We start from the raw sequence: 24,065 nt of genomic DNA on the forward strand, positions 1-24,065 counted from the left end.
AACCGCGTCAGCCCTGGCGCGGTTCGAGCTGTATCCCCAAGTCTCCCCAGATCCGGTCGACCCGTTCGCGGACGCCTTCGTCCATGCGGATCGGCTGTCCCCATTCGCGCGTCGTCTCCCCAGGCCACTTGTTGGTGGCATCGAATCCGATCTTCGAGCCTAAGCCGGATACCGGCGAGGCGAAGTCCAGATAGTCGATCGGCGTGTTCTCGATCATCAGGGTATCGCGTGCCGGGTCCATGCGCGTGGTCATGGCCCAGATGACATCGGTCCAGTCGCGCGTGTTCACGTCCTCGTCGACCACGATCACGAACTTGGTGTACATGAACTGGCGCAGGAACGACCACACACCCATCATCACCCGCTTGGCGTGTCCCGGATACTGCTTGCGGATGCTGACCACCGCGAGCCGGTAGGAACAGCCCTCGGGCGGCAGATAGAAATCCTGGATCTCGGGGAACTGCTTGCGCAGGATGGGCACGAACACCTCGTTCAGCGCCACGCCCAGCACCGCCGGTTCGTCGGGCGGACGGCCGGTGTAGGTGCTGTGATAGATGGGGTCGCGCCGGTGGGTCATCCGCTCGATGGTGAAGACCGGGAAGGAATCGACCTCGTTGTAATAGCCGGTGTGATCCCCGAACGGTCCCTCGGGGGCCATGTCGTCCGGGTAGATGTGGCCTTCGAGCACGATCTCGGCGTTGGCCGGAACCTGGAGATCGGATTCCAGACAGGACGCCAGCTCGGTGCGGCTGCCGCGCAGCAGACCGGCGAAGGCATATTCCGACAGCGTGTCCGGTACAGGCGTCACGGCGCCGAGGATGGTCGCCGGATCGGCGCCCAGCGCCACCGCGACCGGGAAAGGTTTGCCGGGTTTGGCGCGCTGCCAGTCGCGATAGTCGAGCGCCCCGCCGCGATGCGACAGCCAGCGCATGATGACGCGGTTGGGTCCGAGCACCTGCATGCGGTAGATGCCCAGGTTCTGACGCGGCTTGTCCGGCCCGCGCGTGATGACCAGTCCCCAGGTGATGAGCTTCGCCGCATCCCCCGGCCAGCAGTGCTGGATCGGCAGGCGACCGAGATCGATCTCCGAACCGCTCAGTACGACCTCCTGACAGGCCGGGTTGCGCCGTACCTTGGGCGCCATGTCGAGCACCTTCTTGAAGATCGGCAGCGTCTCCCAGGCCTGTTTCATGCCCTTGGGCGGATCGGGCTCCTTGAGGAAAGCGAGCAGCCGACCGACCTCGCGCAAGGCTTCGACCGATTCCTCACCCATGCCGAGCGCTACCCGCTTGGGCGTGCCGAACAGATTGCCGAGCAGCGGAATCCGCGATCCCTTGGGCCGCTCGAACAGCAGTGCCGGACCGCCCGCGCGCAGGGTGCGGTCGCAGATCTCGGTGATTTCAAGATAGGGATCGACCTCGACGCTGACGCGGTGCAGCTCGCCGCGCTGTTCGAGCTGGTCGATGAAGTCGCGCAGATCGCGGTATTGCATCCTGGTTCGAGACTCCTGTTAGTTAAGCCGCTTCGGCGACGATGCCCGAATGACGCAGCAGCGCATCGGTCGTCGGCTCGCGTCCACGGAATTTGACGAACAGCGTCATGGCGTCTTCCGATCCGCCCTTCTCCAGAATGTTCTCCAGGAAGGAACGCCCGGTGTCGGCATCGAAGACGCCGTGCTCCTCGAACAGCGAGAAGGCATCCGCCGAGAGCACCTCGGCCCATTTGTAGCTGTAGTAACCCGCCGCATAGCCGCCGGCGAAGATGTGTGAGAACCCATGCGCGAAGCGGTGGAAGGCCGGCGGACGGATCACGGCGACCTGATCGCGCACGGCGTCCAGGATCTCGTAGATCCGCCCGCCGCGCGCGGGATCGTATTCGCGATGCATCCGAAAATCGAACAGCGCGAACTCCAGTTGACGCACCATCTGCATCGCCGACTGGAAGTTCCTGGCCGCGATCATGCGCGTATAGAGTTCCTCGGGCAGGGGCGCGCCGGTCTCCCAGTGCGCGGCGAACAGATCCAGCGACTCGCGCTCCCAGCACCAGTTCTCCATGAACTGGCTCGGCAATTCGACCGCGTCCCAGGGCACGCCATTGATTCCGGCCACGCCCGGATAGTCGACACGCGTGAGCATGTGATGCAGACCGTGCCCGAACTCGTGGAACAGGGTCTCCACCTCGTTGTGCGTCAGCAGCGAGGGCTGATCCCCGACCGGCGGGGTGAAGTTGCAGACCAGATAGGCGACCGGGATCTGATCGCAGCGGCTGGTGTGCATCCGGTTGGTGCAGACGTCCATCCAGGCCCCGCCGCGCTTGTTCGGACGCGCGAAGGGATCGAGATAGAACTGCGCACGCAGCTCGCCGGTGAGCAGGTCGCGGATCTCGAAGAAGCGCACGTCCGGGTGATAGGTCTCGAAGGCCGGCGCCTCCTGGATGTGGATGCCGAACAGTCGCTCGACCACGCCGAAGAGTCCGAACAGGACGCGCGTGATCGGGAAGTAGGGGCGCAGTTCCTCTTGGCTGATCTGGTAGCGATGGACGCGCAGCTTCTCGGAGTAATAGGTGATGTCCCAGGGTTCCAGCTGCTCGACGCCATGCTGTTCGCGTGCGAATGCCTCCAGTTCGGCCAGCTCGCGCCGTGCCTGTCCGACTGAGCGCGCGGCCAGATCGTCGAGGAAGCCCAGCACCGCGTCAGGCGAGCGCGCCATCTTGGTCGCGAGCGAGCGCTCGGCATAGTTGGCGAATCCGAGCAGTTGCGCCAGCTCGTGACGCAGGGCCAGGATGCGTTCCATCAGTTCGGTGTTGTCCCACTGTCCGGCGTGCGGTCCCTGATCCGAGGCGCGCGTACCGAAGGCTTCGTAGAACTTGAAACGTAGCTCACGGTCGTCGGCATAGGTCATGACCGGCAGGTAATAGGGCATGTCGAGCGTGAACAGCCAGCCGTCCAGTCCCTGACGTTCGGCGTTCTGACGCGCCAGCGCCAGCGCCGATTCGGGCAGGCCGGTGAGCCGCGTCTGGTCCGTGATGTGTTTACTCCAGGCGTTGGTCGCGTCCAGCACGTTTTCGGAATACTTGCTGGTCAGTTGCGACAGCTCCTGGCTGATCGCCTTGTAGCGCGCCTTTTTCTCTGGCGGCAGATCCACGCCCGAGAGATGGAAGTCGCGCAGCGCGTTCTCCAGCAGCTTGCGTTGCGCCGCGTCCAGATGTTCCTGGGCTGCGACGGCGCGATAGGCCTGGAACAGCGCCTCGTTCTGACCGACCTCGGTGCCGTACTCGCTGAGCTTGGGCAGACAGGCGTTGTAGGCCGCGCGCAGCGCCTCGCTGTTGAGTACGCCGTTGAGGTGTCCGACCGGCGACCAGGTGCGGTTCAAGCGATCGTCGACCTCGTCGAGCGGCTCGACGAAGTTCTCCCAGGTCGGCACCGCGACCTCGCGCGTCAGCCGTTCGATCGCTTCACGACACTCGGCCAGCCGGGCGTCGACGGCCGGCTCGATGTGCTCGGGACGGATCAGGTTGAAGGCCGGCAGACCGGCTTGATCGAGGAGTGGATTGGGCATGGATGGCGTGATCCGTGGTCGGTTGACGAGTGTTCGGTGGACGACCGCGCGCGTGGTCATCGAACGGTCATGATAAAGCCTTGCGCGTCAGACCGACAAAAGATCGCGGCTCCAAACCGTCATTCAAGGCCGTTCGAGGCGATTCAGTCCGGCAGGAAACCGCTGTTCTGGCGTGGGGCGATGTGCCCCTGGAGCGAGCGTTTGATGTCCTTGAGCGGCCTGGGTTTGAAGGCGCGCGGAATGCAGAAATGATGGCGCTGGAGTTCGACCCGATAGCGCTCGGTCGCCGGACCGATCCCTTGCCAGTCTTCGTTCACGGGCGTGAATCCGCTGCCGGTGCCATAGGCGAAGACCCGGTAGTGGCCCTGAGGCGTGCAGCGGATGCCCTCGAAGGAGAGGTTGCGCGCGCCCGTGCCGGAGCGCGCGACCAGGGTATAGCGCACCACCTCATCGGGACCGACGTTCAGATGCTTGCCGTCGATGAAATAGCGAAACGAATCCTGGGGGCCGTCGAGCCTGAATTCGATCAGATCCGCGTCGGCCGGCAACGGCGGCAACCGGGTCAGCGCCTCGGTCCAGGGTGTTCCGGGCTTGACGCTCGACGGCGTGAAGGGTTCCGGCTCGTGGATGAAGGGACTCTCCTCGGCGGGAACCGAGGTGGCCCAAAGAATGGCGAACAGGACATAGAGTCGTGTGAATCGGATCTGTCTCATTGGGTGCCATGGGTCATGCATCGAGAGGAGGCCGACCATGATGCGACAGGACTCGCCTTGGGTCGAGTCCATCGTCGCCGCTCCTTGGGCTGAATCAGCATCCGGGTCGATAGCGCAGATCCAGGGTATAGGGATGCTCGCCGGCCGGTTCCTCGGGCGGCGGGTCGATCTCGCCTGGGGTGTGCCCCATGACGCGGAAACGCGCGATGCGCCGGCTCTCGGCCTCATAGCTGTTGACCGGGAAGCTCGACTCACTGCGTCCGCCCGGATGAGCGACGTAATAGGTACAGCCGCCGAGACTGCGCCGGTTCCAGAGATCGACGATCTCGAACACCAGCGGATTGTGCGCCGGGATGGTCGGATGCAGACCGGACGGCGGACTCCAGGCCTTGAAGCGGATGCCGGCGACGAATTCGGCACGGCGTCCGGTCGGGCGCAGCGGCACGCGCCGTCCGTTGCAGACCAGGACGTGCCGATCGCCGACCATCCCGTTCACCTTGACCTGCATCCGCTCCACCGAGCTGTCGACGAAGCGCGCCGTACCCTGGGCCGTGACTTCCTCGCCGAGCACGTGCCAGGGTTCGATGGCCGCGCGCAGTTCCATGTCGATCCCGTTGTCGGTGATCAGATCGCCATAGTGCGGGAAGCGGAACTCGAAGAAGGGCTCGAACCAGTCCAGCTCGATCGGATACCCGGCGCGGCGCATGTCACAGATGACATCGGTGAAATCCTGACGCACGAAATGCGGCAGCAGGAAGCGGTCGTGCAGCTCGGTGCCCCAGCGGATGGGTTGGCGCCGATAGGGTTCCTTCCAGAAGCGCGCGACCAGGGTGCGCAGCAACAGCATCTGCGCCAGACTCATCCGATGATGCGGCGGCATCTCGAAGCCCCGGAACTCCAGCAATCCCTGACGCCCTGAGGCACTGTCGGGCGAATAGAGCTTGTCGATGCAGAACTCGGTGCGATGGGTGTTACCCGTCACATCGGTCAGCAGGTTGCGCAGTACCCGATCGACGATCCAGGGCTGAGGCACCTCGCCGGGCGGCATCTGCTGGAAGGCGATGTCCAGTTCATAGAGCCGGTCATCGCGCGCCTCGTCGACCCGTGGGGCCTGACTGGTCGGGCCGATGAACAGCCCCGAGAACAGATAGGACAGGCTCGGATGATGCTGCCAGTAGGTGATGAGGCTCTGCACCAGATCCGGCTTGCGCAACAGCGGACTGTCGGCCGGGGTCGGGCCGCCGAGCGTGACATGGTTGCCGCCGCCGGTGCCGGTGTGACGGCCGTCGAGCATGAACTTCTCGGTGCCGAGGCGCGCGAGCCGTGCTTCTTCGTAGAGGATCTGCGTATCCGAGACCAGTTGGTCCCAGCTCTCGGCCGGATGGATGTTGACCTCGATGACGCCGGGGTCCGGAGTGACGGCGAGCTTTTGCAGACGCGGATCGCGCGGCGGCTCATAGCCCTCGATGATGATCGGCAGTCCGAGTTCGGCGGCCGTGTCCTCGATGCACATGACCAGATCCAGCCAGTGTTCCAGATGCGTCACGGGCGGCATGAAGCAGTAGAGGCGGCCCAAGCGCGGTTCGATGCAGAGCGCGGTGCGGATCAGATCCGGGTGTGGGGTGTCGCTGGGTGCTGTCTGCGGACGCACGTCCTGATGGGCCTCGTCGCGCGGAGCGAGACGGCCGTAACGCGCCGCGAGATCGCGCGGCTGGACACCCTGCTCACGCAGCGTCTGGGGCGTCCGGGCCGGTTCGACCAGGCGGCTGTAGCGGCGCGCCACTTCGTCATAGGGCGAGCGCAGGGGGGCAACCGGCTCGAATGGGTTGCGCTCCAGTAGCGGTTCCTGATCGCCATCCGGGACATGGGGCAGGGCGTCGAGCGGCAGTCGCAGTCCCATCGGCGAGTCGCCCGGGATCAGGAACAGCCGCCCGTCGCGGAAGGTCCAGCGTCCGCTCTTCCAGCCCCCTTCGATCCCGAGTCCCCACCAGCGCAGCGGCAGCACGAAGCCGGCCACGCGGTTCAAGCCCTGATCGAACAGCCGGGCGATGCGTTGGCGTTCATTGGGGTCTTTGAGCTTGTTGTCGAGCGGATCGACGTTGACCGGCAGCCGCGCCTCGCGCCACAGGTAATACCAGGCGTCCTCGTGGGCCGGCGCGGCATGGTCCGGGTCGACGCCCAGATGCCGGGCAAGGGTGCGGATGAAGTGCTCGGCCTCGGCCGGGCCATGGCCGTAGTCGCCGTCCTCGTGCCCGAACAGCGCCGTATCGCGCCATACAGGTTCGCCGTCCTTGCGCCAGAAGCAGGACAGCGCCCAGCGCGGCAGTTGCTCGCCCGGATACCACTTGCCCTGACCGAGATGCAGCAAGCCACCGGGCGCAAAACGCGCGTGGAGCCGGCGCAGCAGATCCTCGGCGAGCACCTTCTTGGTCGGGCCGAGCGCGGCCGTATTCCATTCTTCCCCGTCCATGTCGTCGATCGAGACGAAGGTCGGCTCGCCGCCCATGGTGAGCCGCACGTCATTGGTCCGCAGTTCGGCGTCGACCTGATGGCCAAGCGCCTCGATCGCCGTCCATTGTTCCTCGGTATAGGGCTTGGTGACGCGCGGGTCTTCGTGGATACGCTCGATCTGGTTGTGGAAATAGAACTCGACTTCGCATTTGTCGGTCGCGCCCTCGATCGGTGCGGCCCCGCGCGGGGCGGGCGAGCAGGCGAGCGGGATATGCCCCTCGCCGGCGAACAGCCCAGAGGTCGGGTCCAGTCCGATCCAGCCCGCGCCCGGCACATAGACCTCGGCCCAGGCATGCAGGTCGGTGAAGTCCTGCTCCGGCCCCGATGGACCGTCGAGTGCTTTGACGTCCGCCGTCAACTGCACCAGATAGCCGGAGACGAAGCGCGCCGCCAGCCCCAGATGACGCAGGATCTGCACCAGCAGCCAGCCGGTGTCGCGGCAGGAACCGAGCCGTTTTTCGAGCGTTTCCTCGCAGCTCTGCACGCCCGGCTCCATCCGAATCACATAGCCGATGTCCTGTTGCAACCTCTGGTTGAGGTCGACCAGGAAATAGACCGTCTCGCGTTTGGTGCGGTCGACGCCCGCCAGCCACTCGCGCAACAGCGGGCCGTCATCGGTGATCTCCAGATAGGGCGCCAGCTCCTTGCGCAGATCGGGCGCATACTCGAACGGATAGTGATAGGCCGACTCCTCCAGGAAGAAATCGAAGGGGTTGATGGTGATCATCTCGGCGATCACATCGACCTCGATCGACAGCCGCCGCGTCTTCTCGGGGAAGACCAACCGGGCCAGATAGTTGCCGAAGGCATCCTGCTGCCAGTTGATGAAGTGTCCTTCGGGTTCGACCTTGAGCGAATACGCTCGGATCGGGGTGCGGCAATGGGGCGCCGGACGCAGCCGCACCACATGGGGCGAGAGTCCGACAGAGCGGTCGAAGCGGTACTCGGTCTTGTGGTTCAGGGCGACCAGGATAGACATCAGGTGTGCTTCCCGTAAGACGTGGCGTTTGAGCTTACGATCCCACAAAATGCCGCGCCTGTCTTGCCTCGGCGCATACGCGCGCTCCACAGATTCAGAGGAGGTCCATGGAAACCACAGACACCGTCATGCCCTACGAGGCGATCGACGCCAGCGCCCTGCTGAACTCGCTGCATGCAGGTGTCGTCGTGCATGGTCCGGGGACCGAGATCCTCTATGCCAATCCGCGCGCGCTGGAACTGCTGCGTCTGTCCGCCACCCAGGCCCTGGGCAAGGCGGCGCTGGATCCCGAGTGGCGTTTCCTCGACGAACACAAGCGCCTGCTGCCGGTGGAGCAATATCCGGTCAATCGTGTCCTGGCGCGCAACGAGGCCGTGACCAATCAGATCATCGGGGTCGTCGATGGCCGCTCCGCAGACATCACCTGGGTGCTGGCCAATGCCTATCCCGAACGCGACCAAAATGGAATCATCGCCAAGGTCGTGGTGAGCTTCATCGACATCACCGGCGAGAAGCGGGACATCCCGTTCGAGCAGATCGTCGCCTATGCCAGCGATCCGGTGGTCGTGACCGAAGCCGATCCCGTGGTCGGGCAGGGACCGCGCATCCTCTATGTCAACGATGCCTTCACCGATCTCACCGGCTATACGCCCGAGGAGGTCATCGGACAGTCGCCGCGCATCCTGCAGGGCGAACACACCGATCCAGAGGCCCGTGCGCGCATCCGTCAGGCACTCATCGATCGCGCTCCGATCCGCGAGCAGATCCTCAACTACACCAAGGGCGGCCAGGAATACTGGGTCGAACTCAAGATCGTGCCGCTGCGCAATGCCAGGGGCGAGGTGACGCATTTCGCCGCCATCGAGCACGACATCACCGTGCAGAAAGCCGAGGAGCTGGTCCTGCGCGAGCTGGCGACCACCGACCCGCTGACCGGTGTGCTCAACCGCCGAGGTTTTTCGGAGCAGGCCCAGGGGCGTCTGGCCGGTGCCTTGCGCGATGGGCAGGAACTCTCGCTGGCCATGATCGACATCGATTTCTTCAAGCGCATCAACGATACCCATGGCCATGCGGTCGGCGATCAGGCGCTCATCCATCTGGCGGGACTGCTACGCACCTCCTTTCGCGAGAGCGACGTCATCGGGCGGCTCGGCGGCGAGGAGTTCGCCGTCCTGCTGCCGGGCGCGACGCTGGAGCAGAGCCATGTGCTCATGGACAGGTTCAGGATGCGACTCGCGGCCACGCCGCTGAAGCTGCACGATGGCCGGTGGCTGGGGTTCACGGCCAGTATCGGGGTCGCCGAGCTGAATCCGGAGAAAGCCGGTCTCGCGGCGCTCACCAAGGCCGCCGACAGCGCGCTCTACGCCGCCAAGCACAGTGGGCGCAACCGGGTGTATCTGGCACCCTGAGGACGGACGATCAGCACGCCGTCGTCCCGCACGCACGCATCACCTGCGCGAACGCCTCGGCCGGCAACGGACGCCCGAACAGATAGCCCTGACCGGCCGTGCACCCCTGACGGATCAGGAAATCGCATTGCTCCGGCGTCTCGACACCCTCGGCGATGACGTTGAGCCTCAGATTACGGGCCATGGCGATGATGGTGGCCGCGATCTCCATGTCGCTCGAATCCTCCGGGATGTCGCGCACGAAGTCGCGATCGATCTTGAGCTCGTCGATCGGCAGGCGCTTGAGATAAGCCAGCGAGGAATAGCCGGTGCCGAAGTCGTCGATCGACAGCCGCACACCGAGCGCCTTGAGCGCGCGAAGACGCTCCAGTGCCTGCTCGCGCTGGTCCATGATCATGCTCTCGGTCAGCTCCAGCTTGAGCCGTTCGGCCGGCAGGCCGGTCTCGCGCAGAACCCGGGTGACGCGCTCGACCAGATCCGGACTGCGCAGTTGCCGGCCCGAGAGGTTGACGGCGACTGTCAGATCCGTCAGTCCGCGCGCGCGCCAGGACTGGCAATCGGCACAGGCCTGACGCAGCACCCATTCGCCCAGCGGCACGATCAGGCCGGTCTCCTCGGCCAGCGGAATGAAGCGGTCGGGAGCCACCAAGCCCTCGGTGGCCGAGTGCCAGCGCACCAGGGCCTCGCAGCCGATCAGACGCCCGTCGCGCATGTCGATCTGCGCCTGATAGTGCAGCACGAACTCCTCGCTGGCGAGCGCCCGGTGCAGACGCGCCTCCAGCCCCAGGCGCTCGCGGGCGGTCTGGGTGAGACTCGGGGTGTAGAAACGGTAGGTGTTGCGCCCTTCCTCCTTGGCCTGGTACATGGCGACATCGGCATGCTGGATGAGATCCGTCACCGTGTGTCCGTCGTCCGGGTAGAGGCTGATGCCGATGCTGGCGCCGACATAGAGTTCCTGGCCGTTGGGGAGATGGAAGGGCTGTTGCAGCAGGCTCAGGAGGGATTCGGCGACCGCGGCGGCATCCTCCGGACGCTGGAGGTTCTCCAGCAGCACCAGGAACTCGTCGCCGCCGAGCCGGGCGAGGGTGTCGTCCTCGCGCACCCGCTCGCTCAGCCGCCGCGCAAGCAGTTCCAGCAGCACATCGCCGCTCGGATGCCCCAGACTGTCGTTGACGGTCTTGAAGCGATCCAGATCCACGAAGAGCACCGCGACCCGTCCGCCCTGGCGGTCGGCGCGTTCCAGGGCGTGTTCCAGACGCGACTGAACCAGACGGCGATTGGGCAGATTGGTCAGAGGGTCGTAGTGGACCAGATGTTCGAGCCGTGCCTCGGACTGCTTGAGCTGGCTGATGTCGGTCATGACGCCGACATAGTGACTCGGCCGGCCCTGACTGTCGGCGACCGTGTTGATGGTGAGGATCTGCGGATAGAGTTCGCCGCTCTTGCGTCGGTTCCAGATCTCGCCCTGCCAGTGCCCGGTCGTCTTGAGGCTGTGCCACATGGCCTGATAGAACGCGTGATCCTGGCGGTTGGAGCGCAGGAGGCTGGGATTGCGGCCCAGCACCTCGGGTTCGCTGTAGCCGCTGATCTCGGTGAAGGCGCGGTTGACGTCGAGGATGCGCCCCTCCAGATCTGTGATGATGACACCCTCGCGAGTGCTCTCGAACACGGTCGCGGCCTGACGCAGCCGGGTGTCTGCCCGTACCCGCGTGACGGCCAGGCCGGCGATGCAGGCGCATTCATCGATGAGTTCGCGCTCGGTCGGCGTCGGAGCGCGCGGCTCGACATAATGGACAAACAGACGGCCGAGCATCTGTCCGGCACCATCCTTGAAGGGCGCGACCCAGTCCGCCGGACGTTCGGGAACCGTTCTTTCGGCGGGCAGGTGGGGGCCATCGCTGCCGATCTGGATGCTGACCCGCATGTCCGGTTCCATGCGCTCCAGGCGCGTGGCGATCTCACCGAGGATGTCGGTGAGCGAGTGCTTGTCGATCAGCGCGTCGAGCACCGCCAGGCGCGTCTCGCGCATCTGCTCGCCCGTCTTGGTCGCGGTGATGTCGTGCCAGGCACCCGTGGCCTCGTGGGTCGTGCCGCCATCGGTCTCCAGGAGCGTCACCTCGTCCTGGATCCAGCGCACCCGTCCCTGGGCATCGATGAGGCGATAGGCGTGCACCATCGCGCCGCCCCGGTCCAGCTCGCGCAGCCAGTCGAGTGCCGCCTCCCGATCCTCCGGGTGCAGCCGCGAATTCCACCAGCCGGGTTGGAGCGCCAGCGTCGGACTGTAGCCGAGCAGACGCGCGATGTTCTCGCTGATCCAGGTCAACGGACGCTCGTCCGGACCGAGCCGGCGGCTGTAGAGGATCACCGGGCTGGTGGCCAGCGCCAGAGCCAGCCGCTCGGAGGCGGCGCGCAGATTGGCGCGCTCACGCTCCAGTTGGGTCAGGCTCCAGGCCTTCTCCAGTGTGGCCGGGAGCTGGTGCAGATAGCCGGGGTGTTTGGAAAGGTAGTCGTTGACGCCCAGATGCATGGCGCGCGCGGCCACCTCCTCGCTGCCCTGACCCGAGACCATGACGATCGGGATGTCCAGCCCGCGTTCGGCGCGCAGCACCTTGACGGTCTCCAGGGCATCGAGTCCCGGCAGACGATAGTCCAGCAGCAGCAGATCGAAGGCCGTCGGTGTCAGCGGGTCGGTCGGCAGTCGCTTCAGGATCTGCTCGGCGTCGTCGACCACCGTCAGCCGGATGTGGGGCGCATAGCGTGCCAGATGGCGCCGGGTCAGGTCGATGTCGGCGGGGGTGTGCTCGGCATAGAGCACGCGCAGTGGGCGGGCCTGACGGGTCTGGGCCAGACGGAAGCGGCGCCAGGCGTCGCGCAGGGTCGTCGGCAGACGCTCGAAGGCGCGCTCACCCTTGGTCAGATAGTCGTCGGCCCCGGCCTGGAGCGCGGCGATGGCCGCATCCTGATCGCCCGAGCCGGTGAGCACCACCACGGCCAGCGGCAGACGCCGTTCGCGGATCCAGGCCAGCAGATCCAGTCCGGAACCGTCGGGCAGGCGCAGATCCAGCAGCGCCAAGTCGTAGCGTCCGGGAACGGGCAGGCGCTCCAGTGCGTCCGACTGGCGGTCGACCTGATCCAGTTCGATGTCGGGCGCGCGACGCGCCAGCCGCCGCCGGGTCAGATCGGCGTCGGCTGGATTGTCTTCGACGTGCAGGACGCGCATTCACTCACCTCGCTGGATGGTTGAGCAGACACCAGTACAGTTCGATCTGGGCCGCTACCTCGGTGAATTTCTCGAAGTCCACCGGCTTGACGATATACGAATTGGCGCCCAGACGGTAGGCGGCCTGGATGTCCCGATCCTCGCTGGAGGAGGTGAGTACCACCACCGGCAGATGCTCGCTGACCGGATCGGCGCGAAACTGGCGCAACACCTCCAGACCGTCCAGACAGGGCAGCTTGAGGTCGAGCAGCACGACCAGGGGCGTCGGCGCGCCGGCCGCCCAGCGCGGAATCCAGTCCAGCGCCTCCTGGCCATCGCGCGCGACCTCGATGGGGTTGGCCAGCTTGCGCCGGCGAAAGGCGCGCAGGGTCAGATCCAGGTCCATCGGATTGTCCTCCACCAGCAGTATGGGGCGCGCCCCCGTGGTATCGATCATCGTGGCAGCTCCAGATGGAAGGTGGTCCCGTGCCCCGGCCGGCTCTCGGCGTGGATGCGTCCCCCCATGCGCTGCATGGCCTTGCGCACCATGGCCAGTCCGACACCCGTGCCTGGAAAGTCTTCGGCGCGTTGCAGGCGCTGGAAGATCTCGAAGATGCGGTCATGGAAGCGCATGTCGAAGCCGATGCCCTGGTCCTGGATGTCGAGCCGAACGGTCGTCTCGGTCGCTTGGGCGCGGAGGCTGATGACAGGCGGCTCGCCCGGACGGTGGAACTTGAGCGCGTTGTCGAGCAGATTGCGCAGCACCAGCAGCAGGCCGTCCGGGTCGGCGTGCACGCTCAATCCGCCGAGATCGACCTCCAGGCGCGCGCCGCTGGCCTGGATGTCGTCCTGGAGTTCGCGGATCAGACGCTCCACCATCGGCTCCAGATCGATCTGCACGCCGTGCAGTTCGCGCCGCTCCATGCGCGAATAGTCGAGCAGATCCTCAATCAGCTGGCCCATCTGCGCCACGCCCTGGCGCACGTTGTTGAGAAAAAGCTGACCTTCCTCGTCGAGCCGATCCCGATGGTCTTCCAACAGCAGCCGGCTGTAGCCGTCGATGCCGCGCAGCGGCGCCTTGAGGTCGTGCGAGACAGAATAAGTGAAGGTTTCCAGCTCCTTGTTGATAGTTGCCAGCTCGGCGGTGCGCGCCGCAACGCGCGCCTCCAGGATCTCGTTGGCATGTACCAGCAGATAGGTCATGGCGGCTGCCGCCAGGGCGACCAGTAACCCCAGGAGTTGTATGGGCACGTGGCTGTGGATCGCGTTGTGCCAACCGGACCGTGGCACGGCCGACAGGCGCCAGACACCGCCGGGGATCTCGATGACGATCGATACCGGCTCCTGAGCCAGGGTCGCGGGATCGCCGAAGAAGACGGCTCCCCCGGCCTCTGTGCCGTCGATCGCCTGAAGCGCCAGCCGCAGCCTGGGCAAGACCTCCGGCAGACCGGTCTGACGATAGAGTCGGTCCATCTCGATCACGGCCGTGACCAGCCCCCAGGCACGCCTGGGCGCGTCAGGCGTCGCGGACGTGACGAAGACCGGGTCGCGCAGCAGGAAACCCATGCCGCCCTGGATCAGCGGCAGGGGACCGGCCAGCACCGACTGTCCGCTGTCCAGGGCTTTCAGCGCCGCCGGTCCCTGGATCGGGTGACGAAGATAATCCAGTCCGATGACGCTTTCGTTACCGGGCAACGGATAGAGCAGCGAGACGACCAGATCCGGTGCGCCGGCGATGTTGCGCAAGGCGTGGCGCTCGTCGACCAGTCCATGGGCGATACGACTGAACTCGGCTTGGCCGATGTCCGGGTGCGCCGAGATGACGGCCGTCAGACCATGCACCAGCAGCAGATGGGCATTGATGACGCCCTCGATGTGCGCCCCTAGGGCGGCGAGTTCGGTGATGAGGCCCAGCCGCTCCTGCTCCAGGTCGCGCTCGCGCGCGAGCCGCTCGATGAACTGAACCGTGGCCAGTACCAGGAGCAGCACCAACCCGGCCAGGAACCAAGAGCGTCTGGATGGAGTGGATCGGCTCGAACGCGCCTGCATGAAGGGGGTCCGGGATGTTCGATGTCGGAGTCGTGATTAAACCCGAAACCGGCCCCCGGCCTCCAGTCCCGCTCCGCTCCGATGTGTCTGCTCGCAAACAGGGCGCCCGCAGGCGCCCTGTGATGAACTGGGCGGTCTCGTGCCGCCCAGAACGTCAGTTGACCCGAGGATCGAGTTCGCCCTTTGCATAGCGCGCGGTCATGCCTTCGAGCGAGATCACCTTGATCTTGCTGGCGTTGCCGGCGGTGCCGAAGGCTTCGTAACGCGCCTTGCAGATGTCCTTCATCGCCTTGGTGGCGGCGGTGAAATACTTGCGCGGGTCGAAGTTCTTGCGGTCGTCGTGCAGGCTCTTGCGGATGGCGCCGGTGGAGGCCATGCGCAGATCGGTGTCGATGTTGACCTTGCGCACGCCGTGCTTGATGCCCTCGACGATCTCCTCGACCGGCACGCCATAGGTCTCGCCCATGTCGCCGCCGTGCTCGTTGATGATCTTGAGCCACTCCTGCGGCACCGAGGAGGAGCCGTGCATGACCAGATGCACGGTCGGGATGCGGGTGTGGATCTCCTTGATGCGCTCGATGGCCAGGATGTCGCCTGTGGGCGGACGGGTGAACTTGTAGGCGCCGTGCGAGGTGCCGATGGCGATGGCGAGCGCGTCGACGCCGGTCTTCTTGACGAAGTCGGCGGCTTCATTGGGATCGGTCAGGAGCTGGCTGTGATCCAGCGTGCCCTCGGCGCCGATGCCGTCTTCCTCGCCGGCCTGTCCGGTTTCGAGCGAACCCAGACAGCCCAGCTCGCCCTCGACGGAAACGCCGCAGGCATGCGCCATCTCGACCACGCGCCGCGTGACCTCGATGTTGTACTCGTAGCTGGTCGGAGTCTTGCCGTCCTCGCCCAGCGAACCGTCCATCATGACCGAGCTGAAGCCGAGCTGGATCGAGCGCTGGCAGACGGCGGGCGAAGTGCCGTGGTCCTGGTGCATGCAGACCGGGATGTGCGGCCACTCTTCGATGGCGGCCAGGATCAGGTGACGCAGGAAGGGCGCACCGGCGTACTTGCGCGCACCGGCGGACGCCTGGACGATGACCGGGGAGTCGGTCTCGTCGGCGGCTTCCATGATGGCGCGCATCTGCTCCAGGTTGTTGACGTTGAAGGCCGGCACGCCGTAGCCGTGTTCGGCGGCGTGGTCCAGCATCTGGCGCATTGAGATCAGGGCCATGAGTCGTCCTCGTTTTCTGTGGTTGGAGAAGTCGTTGTCGGGCAGGATTCAGTCGAGCGTTCCGTCCATCAATCCTCGTTCAGGAGCCGGTGCTCGCCGACGCGCATGATCTTCATGATGTTGGTCTGGCCCTCGACACCCGAGCGGTCGCCCTTGGTGATGATGACCAGATCGCCGTGCTGCACCGTGCCATGGCGCAGCAGCTCCTCGATCACCTCGCGGTTGACCTCGTGCATGTCGGTGCTGGCCACATCGAAGGCCACCGGATAGACGCCCCGGAACAGCCGCACCTTGCGCTGAGTCGGCACCGAGCGTGTCAGGCCGTAGATGGGGATGCCCGAGCTGATGCGCGACATCCACTTGACCGTCGAGCCGGTCTCGGTGAGTGCGGCGATCGCCTTCACACCCAGATGGTTGGCGGTATACATGGCCGCCATGGCGATGGCCTCGTCGACACGGCCGAACACCGAATCGAGCCGATGGCCCGAGCGGGTGGCGCTCTTCTCGGCCTCCAGACAGATGCGATCGAGCGCCTCGACCACCTTGGCCGGGTTCTTGCCGATGGAGCTTTCGGCCGAGAGCATCACGGCGTCGGTGCCGTCGAGCACGGCGTTGGCCACATCGAAGACCTCGGCGCGGGTCGGGATCGGACTCTCGATCATCGACTGCATCATCTGCGTGGCGGTGATGACGACGCTGTTGAGTTCGCGCGCGCGGCTGATGAGGCGTTTCTGGACCGCCGGCAGTTCAGCGTCACCGATCTCCACACCCAGGTCGCCGCGCGCGACCATGATGGCATCGGCGGCGTTGATGATGTCGTCGATGCCTTTGAGCGACTCGGCGCGCTCGATCTTGGCGACGATACCGCCGCGCCCGCCGGCCTCATAGAACAGCTCGCGTGCCAGACGCACGTCGTCGCCGTTGCGCACGAAGGAGACAGCCAGATAGTCGGCGTCGATCTCGGCGGCGAAGCGGATGTCGTCCTTGTCCTTGTCGGTCAGGGCCGGGGCCGAGAGTCCGCCGCCCTTCTTGTTGATACCCTTGTTGTTGGAGAGCGTGCCGCCGGTGACGACCTGACACGCGATGCGACCGTCGACGACCGCGTCGACCCAGAGCTCGATCGCGCCGTCGTCGAGCAGTAATGTATCGCCGTGGCGCACGTCATTGGCCAGCTCGACATAGGTGGTGCCCACGCGCGTCCGGTCGCCGGCGTCGATCGGACAGTGGGTGTCGATGGCGAAACGGTCACCCCGAGCCAGTTGGATCTTGCCGTCGGTGAATTTGCCGATGCGGATCTTGGGACCCTGCAGATCCATCAGGACCGCGATCTCCTGACCGGCGGCCAGCGCGCGCTCGCGAATGCGCGCGGCGCGTTCGCGGTGGCGGTCATGGGTGTCGTGCGAGAGATTGAGGCGAACGACGTCCACGCCGGCGGCGAGGATCTCGTCCGTGACCGAGACCGGATCGGTCGCCGGCCCCAGGGTTGCAACGATCTTGGTGCGTCTTGGCATGGTTGTAGTCGCGTCTCGTGCGTCCAGCATTCAGGGGTTTTAGCGTTCGGTCGTCAGCCGGTTTCAGGCGTGAACGACCGGACGCCCATGTTGCCGCGACGCCGGCTCAGTCCTTCGCCCGTGCTTCGAGCATGGCCACGGCCGGCAGGGTCTTGCCTTCCAGATATTCGAGGAAAGCGCCGCCGGCGGTCGAGATGTAGGAGACCTGATCGTAGATGTCGTATTTCTGGATCGCGGCGATGGTGTCGCCGCCGCCGGCCAGACTGAAGCCCGCCGCTTGGGCGATGGCCATGGACACGGTCCTGGTGCCTTCGCCGAACTGATCGAACTCGAACACGCCGACCGGGCCGTTCCAGACGATGGTGCCGGCCTTGGCGATGATGTCGGCCAAGGCTTGCGCCGAATCCGGGCCGATGTCGAAGATCATGTCATCCTCGGCGACCTCGGACGCGGCCTTGGTGACGGCCGGCTCGTTCTCGTTGAACTGCTTGCCGCAGACCACATCGGTGGCGATCGGGATGGACGCACCGCGCGCGGTCATCTTCTCCATCAGCGCCTTGGCGGTCGGGATCAGGTCTTCCTCGCACAGCGACTTGCCGACCGGGAAGCCGGCCGCCGCCAGGAAAGTGTTGGCGATGCCGCCGCCGACCACGAGCTGATCGACCTTCTCGGAGAGCGATTCGAGCACCGTGAGCTTGGTCGAGACCTTGGAACCGCCGACGATGGCGACCATGGGGCGTGCCGGGTTGGCCAGTGCTTTCTGGAGCGCGTCCAGTTCCTCGGCCAGCAGCAGACCGGCGCAGGCGACCGGGGCGAACTTGCCGGCGCCATGGGTCGAGGCCTGGGCGCGGTGCGCGGTGCCGAAGGCGTCCATCACGAAGACGTCGCACAGGGCGGCGTACTGCTTGGACAGGTCTTCGTTGTCCTTGCCCTCGCCCTTGTTGAAGCGCACGTTCTCCAGCAGCACCAGCTCGCCGTCGGCGACCGTCGGCGGGGTGTCCAGATAGTCGCGGATCAGTCGGATATCGCGGCCCAGCTTGGCGGCTAGCGCCTCGGCAACCGGCTGGAGCGAGTCGGCCTCGGAGAACACGCCTTCCTCGGGGCGGCCCAGATGCGACATGACCATGACCTTGGCGCCGGCCTTGAGACAGTGCTCGAAGGTCGGCATCGAGGCGGTGATGCGCGCATCGGACGTGACCTGGCCGTTCTTGACCGGGACGTTCAGATCCGAGCGGATCAGCACCCGCTTGCCGGCCAGATCCAGGTCGGTGAGCTTGATGAAGGACATGAGTCGTGTCTCCTCGTGAGTTTCGAATTGTGATGTCAAAGCGATCCGCAAAGCCCGGGGGCTTGGCGCATGGCTCTAACGCCTCTGGCTCCCACGCTCCAGCGTGGGAGCCACAGTCGCTTACTTCGCGACGTACTCGACCAGACGCAGCATGTTGCAGGTATAGCCGTACTCGTTGTCGTACCAGGTCACGACCTTGATGAAGGTGCCGTCCAGGGCGATGCCGGCCTCGGCGTCGAAGATCGACGGATAGGGGCAGCCACGGAAATCGGTCGAGACCACCTTCTCGTCGGTGTAGGCCAGGACGCCGGCCAGATCACCCGACGTGGAGGCGGCCTTCATGGCGGCACAGATCTCGTCGTACTTGGCTTCCTTTGACAGCTCGATCGTCAGGTCGACGACCGAGACGTCGGAGGTCGGCACGCGGAAGGCCATGCCGGTGAGCTTGCCGTTCAACTCGGGCAGCACCTTGCCGACGGCCTTGGCCGCGCCGGTGGAGGAGGGGATGATGTTCTCCAGGATGCCGCGACCGCCGCGCCAGTCCTTCATCGAAGGGCCGTCGACCGTCTTCTGGGTCGCGGTGGCGGCGTGGACCGTGGTCATCAGACCGCGCTTGATGCCCCAGTTGTCGTGCAGAATCTTCGCGACCGGCGCCAGACAGTTGGTGGTGCAGGAGGCCGCCGAGACGATGGCCTGACCGGTGTATTCCCTGTGGTTGACGCCATAGACGAACATCGGGGTGGCGTCCTTGGAGGGCGCGCTCTGCACCACCTTCTTGGCGCCGGCATCGATGTGTTTCTGGCAGGCTTCCTCGGTGAGGAAGAAACCGGTCGACTCGATGACCAGATCGACCCCGACTTCGCCCCACTTGAGGTTGGCCGGATCCTTCTCGGCCGTCAGGCGGATGGGCTTGCCGTTGACGATCATGGTGTGGCCGTCGACCGCGATGTCGCCCTTGAAGTTACCGTGGACCGAGTCGTACTTGAGCATGTAGGCCAGATAGTCCGGGTCGAGCAGATCGTTGATGGCCACGACCTCGATGCCGGGGAAATCCTTGGCGATCGCACGGAAGGCCATGCGGCCGATACGGCCAAACCCATTGATGCCAACCTTGATTGTCATGCGTTAAAGCTCCGTTCAGTGCTGGATTGAAAACGAATAGCGATTTTGAACCACACAGGCACTGTATGTCCTGTGCGGTTTCAGGATTCAAAGGACGCTCTGGACCTTGGAGATCAGGTTCTCGACCGTGAAGCCGAACTCCTTGAACAGTGCACCGGCCGGAGCGGACTCGCCGAAGCGGTCGACGCCGAGCACCGCGCCCGAGCTTCCGACGTACTTCCACCAGCCGTCGCTCACGGCCGCCTCGACCGCGACGCGCGCCGTGACGGCCTTGGGCAGCACGGATTCCTTGTAGGCTGCATCCTGCTGGTCGAAGGTGTCGGTCGAAGGCATGGAGACCACGCGGATCGCCTTGTCGCTCATGGCCTCGGCGGCCTTGATGGCCAGCTCGACCTCCGAGCCGGTGGCGATGATGATGGCATCCGGGGCGCCGGCGCAATCGCGCAGGATATAACCGCCGCGTGCGATGTTCGCCAGTTGTTCGTCGGAGCGCGGCATGTGAGCCAGATTCTGACGCGAGAAGATCAGACAGCTCGGCGTGCCCTTGCGCTCGATCGCCAGCTTCCAGGACACGGCCGATTCCACCGCGTCACAGGGACGCCAGACGCTCATGTTCGGGATCAGGCGCAGGGTCGGGATCTGCTCGACCGGCTGATGGGTCGGGCCGTCCTCGCCCAGACCGATGGAGTCGTGGGTGTAGACGAAGATCGAGGGCACCTTCATCAGTGCCGCCATGCGCAGCGCGTTGCGCGCGTACTCGGAGAACATGAGGAAGGTCGCACCATAGGGGATGAATCCGCCGTGCAGCGCGATGCCGTTCATGATCGCCGACATGCCGAACTCGCGCACGCCGTAGAAGATGTAATTGCCGCCGTCGGCCTTGCTCACGCCCTTGCAGCCCTTCCACAGGGTCAGGTTGGAGCCGGCCAGGTCGGCCGAACCGCCCATCAGCTCGGGCAGCAGCGGGCCGAAGCCGTTGAGCGCGTTCTGCGAGGCCTTGCGCGAGGCGATGGTCTCGCCCTTCTCGACCACGGACTTGATGAAAGCGTCGGCCTTCTCCGACCAGTCGGCGGGCAGCTCACCGGCCATGCGGCGCTTGAACTCGGCGGCCTCGGCGGGGAAGGCGTTGGCGTAGGCGTCGAACTTGGCGTTCCAGTCGGACTCGGCCGCCGCGCCGCGCTCCTTGGCATCCCAACCCTGACGGACGTTGTCCGGGATGACGAAGGGGGCGTGGTTCCAGCCCAGATTCTCGCGGGTCAGGGCGATCTCGTCGTCGCCCAGCGCGGCACCGTGACACTCTTCCTTGCCCTGCTTGTTCGGCGAGCCGAAACCGATGATGGTCTGGCAGCAGATGAGTGTCGGCTTGTCGGAGACGGCGCGCGCCTGCTCGATCGCGGACTTGATGGCCCCGGCGTCGTGGCCGTCGACCTTGGGGATCACATGCCAGCCGTAGGCTTCGAAGCGCTTGGGCGTGTCGTCGAGGAACCAGCCGGGCGTGTCGCCGTGGCCGCGCACCTCGCCGTCGATCGAGATGTTGTTGTCGTCATAGATCGCGATCAGCTTGCCCAGACCCAGGGCGCCGGCCAGCGAGCAGGCTTCGTGCGAGATGCCTTCCATCAGACAGCCGTCGCCGAGGAAGACATAGGTGTAGTGGTCGACGATGTCGTGACCCGGCTTGTTGAACTGCGCGGCCAGTGCCTTCTCGGCAATCGCCATGCCGACGGCGTTGGTGATGCCCTGACCGAGCGGACCTGTGGTGGTCTCGACGCCGGGCGCATAGCCGTACTCGGGATGGCCGGGAGTCCTGGAATGGAGCTGACGGAACTGCTTGAGATCCTCGATGCCCAGGTCATAGCCGGTCAGGTGGAGCAGGGCATAGATCAGCATCGAGCCATGGCCGTTGGACAGCACGAAGCGGTCGCGGTCGGCCCACTTCGGGTTGCTCGGGTTGTGGCGCATGAAGTCGTTCCACAACACCTCGGCGATGTCGGCCATGCCCATGGGCGCGCCCGGATGGCCCGAGTTGGCCTTCTGGACCGCGTCCATGGCGAGCGCGCGGACGGCATTGGCAAGTTCTCTGCGTGAGGACATGAGCCCCTCCTGAAAATTGAGTTGGCGATGGTGGTCGAAAAGCGTGCGCCTGTACCCCGCCGGCAGCGTCGTGTCGGTGACGACGGCCGGACGATCCGCTCGGCGGCGCGGCATCGGTGATGGGTTCGTGGGCGGGTAGCCACGAGGAGCCAGGGGACGTTCAGCGATTTGTGATTTTCTAATATTAAAAATTGACGCACGAAATGGCCAGCATTTTTATCGGGTACGCACGAACGGGCGTGCGCAACCGTCCAGACCGAGCGACCGGATGCAGGCGTCTCAGTGTGCTTTCCACTTGATCGAACAGCCCATGCTCGGGATCTGCTCAATGGGACCGGCGCCGGTCTCGGCGACCTGCTTCATCGCCTCGAACAGGTCGCGGCGCACGTCCGGCGGAGCGGCCTCCTTGCGGCTGGCGTCGAGCCGGCCGCGATACTGGAGGCCCAGCTCGCTGTCGTAGCCGAAGAAGTCCGGGGTGCAGACGGCGCCATAGGCGCGCGCGACCGCCTGGCTTTCGTCGTAGAGATAGGGGAAGGGGAAATGGAACGCTTCGGCCACCTGCTTCATGTGGTCGAAGGAGTCCTCGGGGTAGTCGTTGACGTCGTTGGAGCTGATGGCCACGCAGCCGATGCCGAGTGCGGCCAGCTCGCGCGCGTCGCGCACCAGGCGATCGCGGATCGCTTTCACGTAGGGGCAGTGGTTACAGATGAACATCACCAGCAGACCGCGCGGACCCTTGCACTGGTCGCGGGTCCAGATCCGGCCATCGACCCCGGGGAGTGCGAAGTCCGGAGCTGGGGCGCCAAAGTCACAGAGGGGAGTTTCGGTCGATACCATGGAAGTCCTCCGGAGCCTGTCGGTTCGATTTGTAGTGATCGGGCGATGGTACCGGAAGTCCGCCCGATTCAAAATCTTGCATCGCACAATAGGGCTGTGGACGTCTGTTTCCAGGCCCTGTATCTGGTTTCAACAGCCAAATCGACGCGCTATCATGCCCGGCTTCATCAACGCGCCATCCGGCGCCTCGAACCGCAGGTCTCGTGATCGATATGAGCAAGGACTACATCTTTACCTCCGAATCCGTTTCCGAAGGCCATCCGGACAAGATGGCCGATCAGATTTCCGACGCCGTCCTCGACGAGATCTATCGCCGCGACCCCAACCACGCCAAGGCGCGCGTGGCCTGCGAGACCCTGGTCAAGACCGGCTTCGTGATGCTGGCCGGTGAGATCACGGTCACGGACGCGGATCTCAAGATCGACTACGAGAAGGTCGTGCGCCGCGTGGTCAAGGAGATCGGCTACGACAACTCCGAGTGCGGTTTCGACGGCAACAACTGCGGCGTGCTGATCGCGCTCGGCGAGCAGTCCAGGGACATCAACCAGGGTGTCGACCGCGAGAGCGAGGAGGCCCAGGGCGCGGGCGACCAGGGCCTGATGTTCGGCTATGCCACCAATGAGACCGACATGCTGATGCCGGCGCCGATCGACTATGCCCATCGGCTGGTCAAGCGTCAGGCCGAGGTGCGCAAGAACGGCACCCTGCCGTGGCTGCGTCCGGACGCCAAGTCGCAAGTCACCATGCGCTACAGCAACGGCAAGCCGGTCGGTGTCGAGGCGGTGGTGCTCTCGACCCAGCACAGCGAGGATGTCAGCGAGAGCGTGCTGCACGAGGCGGTGATGGAAGAGATCATCAAGCCCGTGTTCGGCGCGACCGGCTGGCTCGACGCCAACACCAAGTACCACATCAACCCGACCGGCAAGTTCGTCATCGGCGGTCCGGTGGGCGACTGCGGTCTGACCGGGCGCAAGATCATCGTCGACACCTATGGCGGCATGGCGCGTCACGGCGGCGGCGCCTTCTCGGGCAAAGACCCGTCCAAGGTCGACCGCTCGGCCGCCTATGCCGGTCGCTATGTGGCCAAGAACATCGTTGCCGCCGGGCTGGCCGACAAGTGCGAGATCCAGGTGTCCTATGCCATCGGCGTGGCCGAGCCGACCTCGGTCTCGATCGACACCTTCGGCACCAACAAGATCAGCGAGGATCGCATCATCGAACTGGTCCGCGCCCATTTCGATCTGCGCCCCTACGGCATCATCCGCATGCTCGATCTGACCAACCGCGAGCTGATCAAGTATCAGGACACGGCGGCCTATGGTCACTTCGGACGCAACGAGCCTGGATTCACCTGGGAGCGCACCGACAAGGCCGACGAGCTGCGCGCGGCGGCGGGGATTTGAGCGTGACTTGAGTTGATGGACGGCGGGATGGGCGAGGGAGTGCCTGTCTCGCTGGTGTTGTGAATCGGTGGGGCACCGGCTCATCTACACCACAACTCGGGTGTGGTCTGCCGATGATCTATCGCATGGCCACCGGCTGGACGGAACTGGCGCCTACGGACATCTGAACCCAAAGCC

14 protein-coding genes and 2 pseudogenes are annotated in these 24,065 nt (G+C 65.2%); 2 read left to right on the top strand and 14 right to left on the bottom strand.

The genetic code is table 11. The features are described from left to right. Positions 1-7 precede the first annotated feature (7 nt). From ubiD to ALVIN_RS01540, 4 genes are all read right to left on the bottom strand, one after another. Entirely contained in the window at positions 8-1,492 is a 1,485-nt protein-coding gene (ubiD, locus tag ALVIN_RS01525; protein ID WP_012969543.1) for a 4-hydroxy-3-polyprenylbenzoate decarboxylase, read from the bottom strand. 22 nt (positions 1,493-1,514) lie between these two features. Further along, complete coding sequence (gene prlC, locus ALVIN_RS01530) at positions 1,515-3,557, bottom strand: oligopeptidase A (protein WP_012969544.1); 2,043 nt, start codon at positions 3,555-3,557, stop codon at positions 1,515-1,517. A 143-nt stretch (positions 3,558-3,700) separates the two neighbouring features. Next, positions 3,701-4,270 (bottom strand): CNP1-like family protein, encoded by a 570-nt coding sequence (locus tag ALVIN_RS01535; RefSeq protein WP_148217431.1) that lies wholly within the window; start codon positions 4,268-4,270, stop codon positions 3,701-3,703. Between the two features lie 94 nt (positions 4,271-4,364). Then, complete coding sequence (locus tag ALVIN_RS01540) at positions 4,365-7,760, bottom strand: transglutaminase family protein (RefSeq protein ID WP_012969546.1); 3,396 nt, start codon at positions 7,758-7,760, stop codon at positions 4,365-4,367. A gap of 107 nt (positions 7,761-7,867) precedes the next feature. On the opposite strand from ALVIN_RS01540, the gene ALVIN_RS01545 reads away from it, so the two are divergent. Then, the gene (locus tag ALVIN_RS01545) at positions 7,868-9,169 is read left to right on the top strand and encodes a sensor domain-containing diguanylate cyclase (RefSeq protein WP_012969547.1); all 1,302 of its coding nucleotides are present in this window, start codon (positions 7,868-7,870) and stop codon (positions 9,167-9,169) included. A gap of 10 nt (positions 9,170-9,179) precedes the next feature. Here ALVIN_RS01545 and ALVIN_RS01550 read toward each other — a convergent pair whose 3' ends face one another. The 10 genes and pseudogenes from ALVIN_RS01550 to ALVIN_RS01590 all read right to left on the bottom strand — a co-directional run bounded on the left by ALVIN_RS01550 (position 9,180) and on the right by ALVIN_RS01590 (position 22,485). Next, positions 9,180-12,389 carry an EAL domain-containing protein gene (locus ALVIN_RS01550; RefSeq protein ID WP_012969548.1) on the bottom strand — a complete coding sequence of 1,070 codons (3,210 nt, stop codon included), beginning with the start codon at positions 12,387-12,389 and terminating at the stop codon, positions 9,180-9,182. A 4-nt stretch (positions 12,390-12,393) separates the two neighbouring features. After that, on the bottom strand, positions 12,394-12,825 hold the full coding sequence (locus ALVIN_RS01555; RefSeq protein WP_012969549.1) for a response regulator: 432 nt from the start codon (positions 12,823-12,825) through the stop codon (positions 12,394-12,396). Further along, positions 12,822-13,547 (bottom strand): annotated as a pseudogene (locus ALVIN_RS18265) (sensor histidine kinase); the annotation flags it as partial. The gene ALVIN_RS01555 and the pseudogene ALVIN_RS18265, both read right to left, overlap by 4 nt. Positions 13,548-13,757: 210 nt before the next feature. Then, positions 13,758-14,417: pseudogene (locus ALVIN_RS18270) on the bottom strand (CHASE domain-containing protein); the annotation flags it as partial. A 154-nt stretch (positions 14,418-14,571) separates the two neighbouring features. Then, complete coding sequence (gene fba / locus ALVIN_RS01565) at positions 14,572-15,636, bottom strand: class II fructose-bisphosphate aldolase (RefSeq protein WP_012969551.1); 1,065 nt, start codon at positions 15,634-15,636, stop codon at positions 14,572-14,574. A 68-nt stretch (positions 15,637-15,704) separates the two neighbouring features. Then, the gene (gene pyk, locus ALVIN_RS01570) at positions 15,705-17,147 is read right to left on the bottom strand and encodes a pyruvate kinase (RefSeq protein ID WP_012969552.1); all 1,443 of its coding nucleotides are present in this window, start codon (positions 17,145-17,147) and stop codon (positions 15,705-15,707) included. 106 nt (positions 17,148-17,253) lie between these two features. Next, on the bottom strand, positions 17,254-18,435 hold the full coding sequence (locus ALVIN_RS01575) for a phosphoglycerate kinase (protein WP_012969553.1): 1,182 nt from the start codon (positions 18,433-18,435) through the stop codon (positions 17,254-17,256). A gap of 120 nt (positions 18,436-18,555) precedes the next feature. Then, positions 18,556-19,557, bottom strand: a complete 1,002-nt coding sequence (gap, locus tag ALVIN_RS01580; protein WP_012969554.1) for a type I glyceraldehyde-3-phosphate dehydrogenase — start codon at positions 19,555-19,557, stop codon at positions 18,556-18,558. A gap of 87 nt (positions 19,558-19,644) precedes the next feature. Further along, a complete protein-coding gene (gene tkt, locus ALVIN_RS01585) occupies positions 19,645-21,648 on the bottom strand; it encodes a transketolase (protein WP_012969555.1) in 2,004 nt (667 codons plus the stop codon). 279 nt (positions 21,649-21,927) lie between these two features. Continuing rightward, positions 21,928-22,485: a thioredoxin family protein gene (locus ALVIN_RS01590; RefSeq protein WP_012969556.1), complete on the bottom strand. Its 558-nt coding sequence runs from the start codon at positions 22,483-22,485 to the stop codon at positions 21,928-21,930. Between the two features lie 212 nt (positions 22,486-22,697). Between ALVIN_RS01590 and metK the strand changes: the two genes are divergently transcribed. Next, positions 22,698-23,888, top strand: a complete 1,191-nt coding sequence (metK, locus tag ALVIN_RS01595; protein WP_012969557.1) for a methionine adenosyltransferase — start codon at positions 22,698-22,700, stop codon at positions 23,886-23,888. Positions 23,889-24,065 lie beyond the last annotated feature (177 nt).

Origin of the sequence: Allochromatium vinosum DSM 180, from assembly GCF_000025485.1 — a bacterium.
In the GTDB taxonomy this organism is placed as follows: domain Bacteria; phylum Pseudomonadota; class Gammaproteobacteria; order Chromatiales; family Chromatiaceae; genus Thermochromatium; species Thermochromatium vinosum.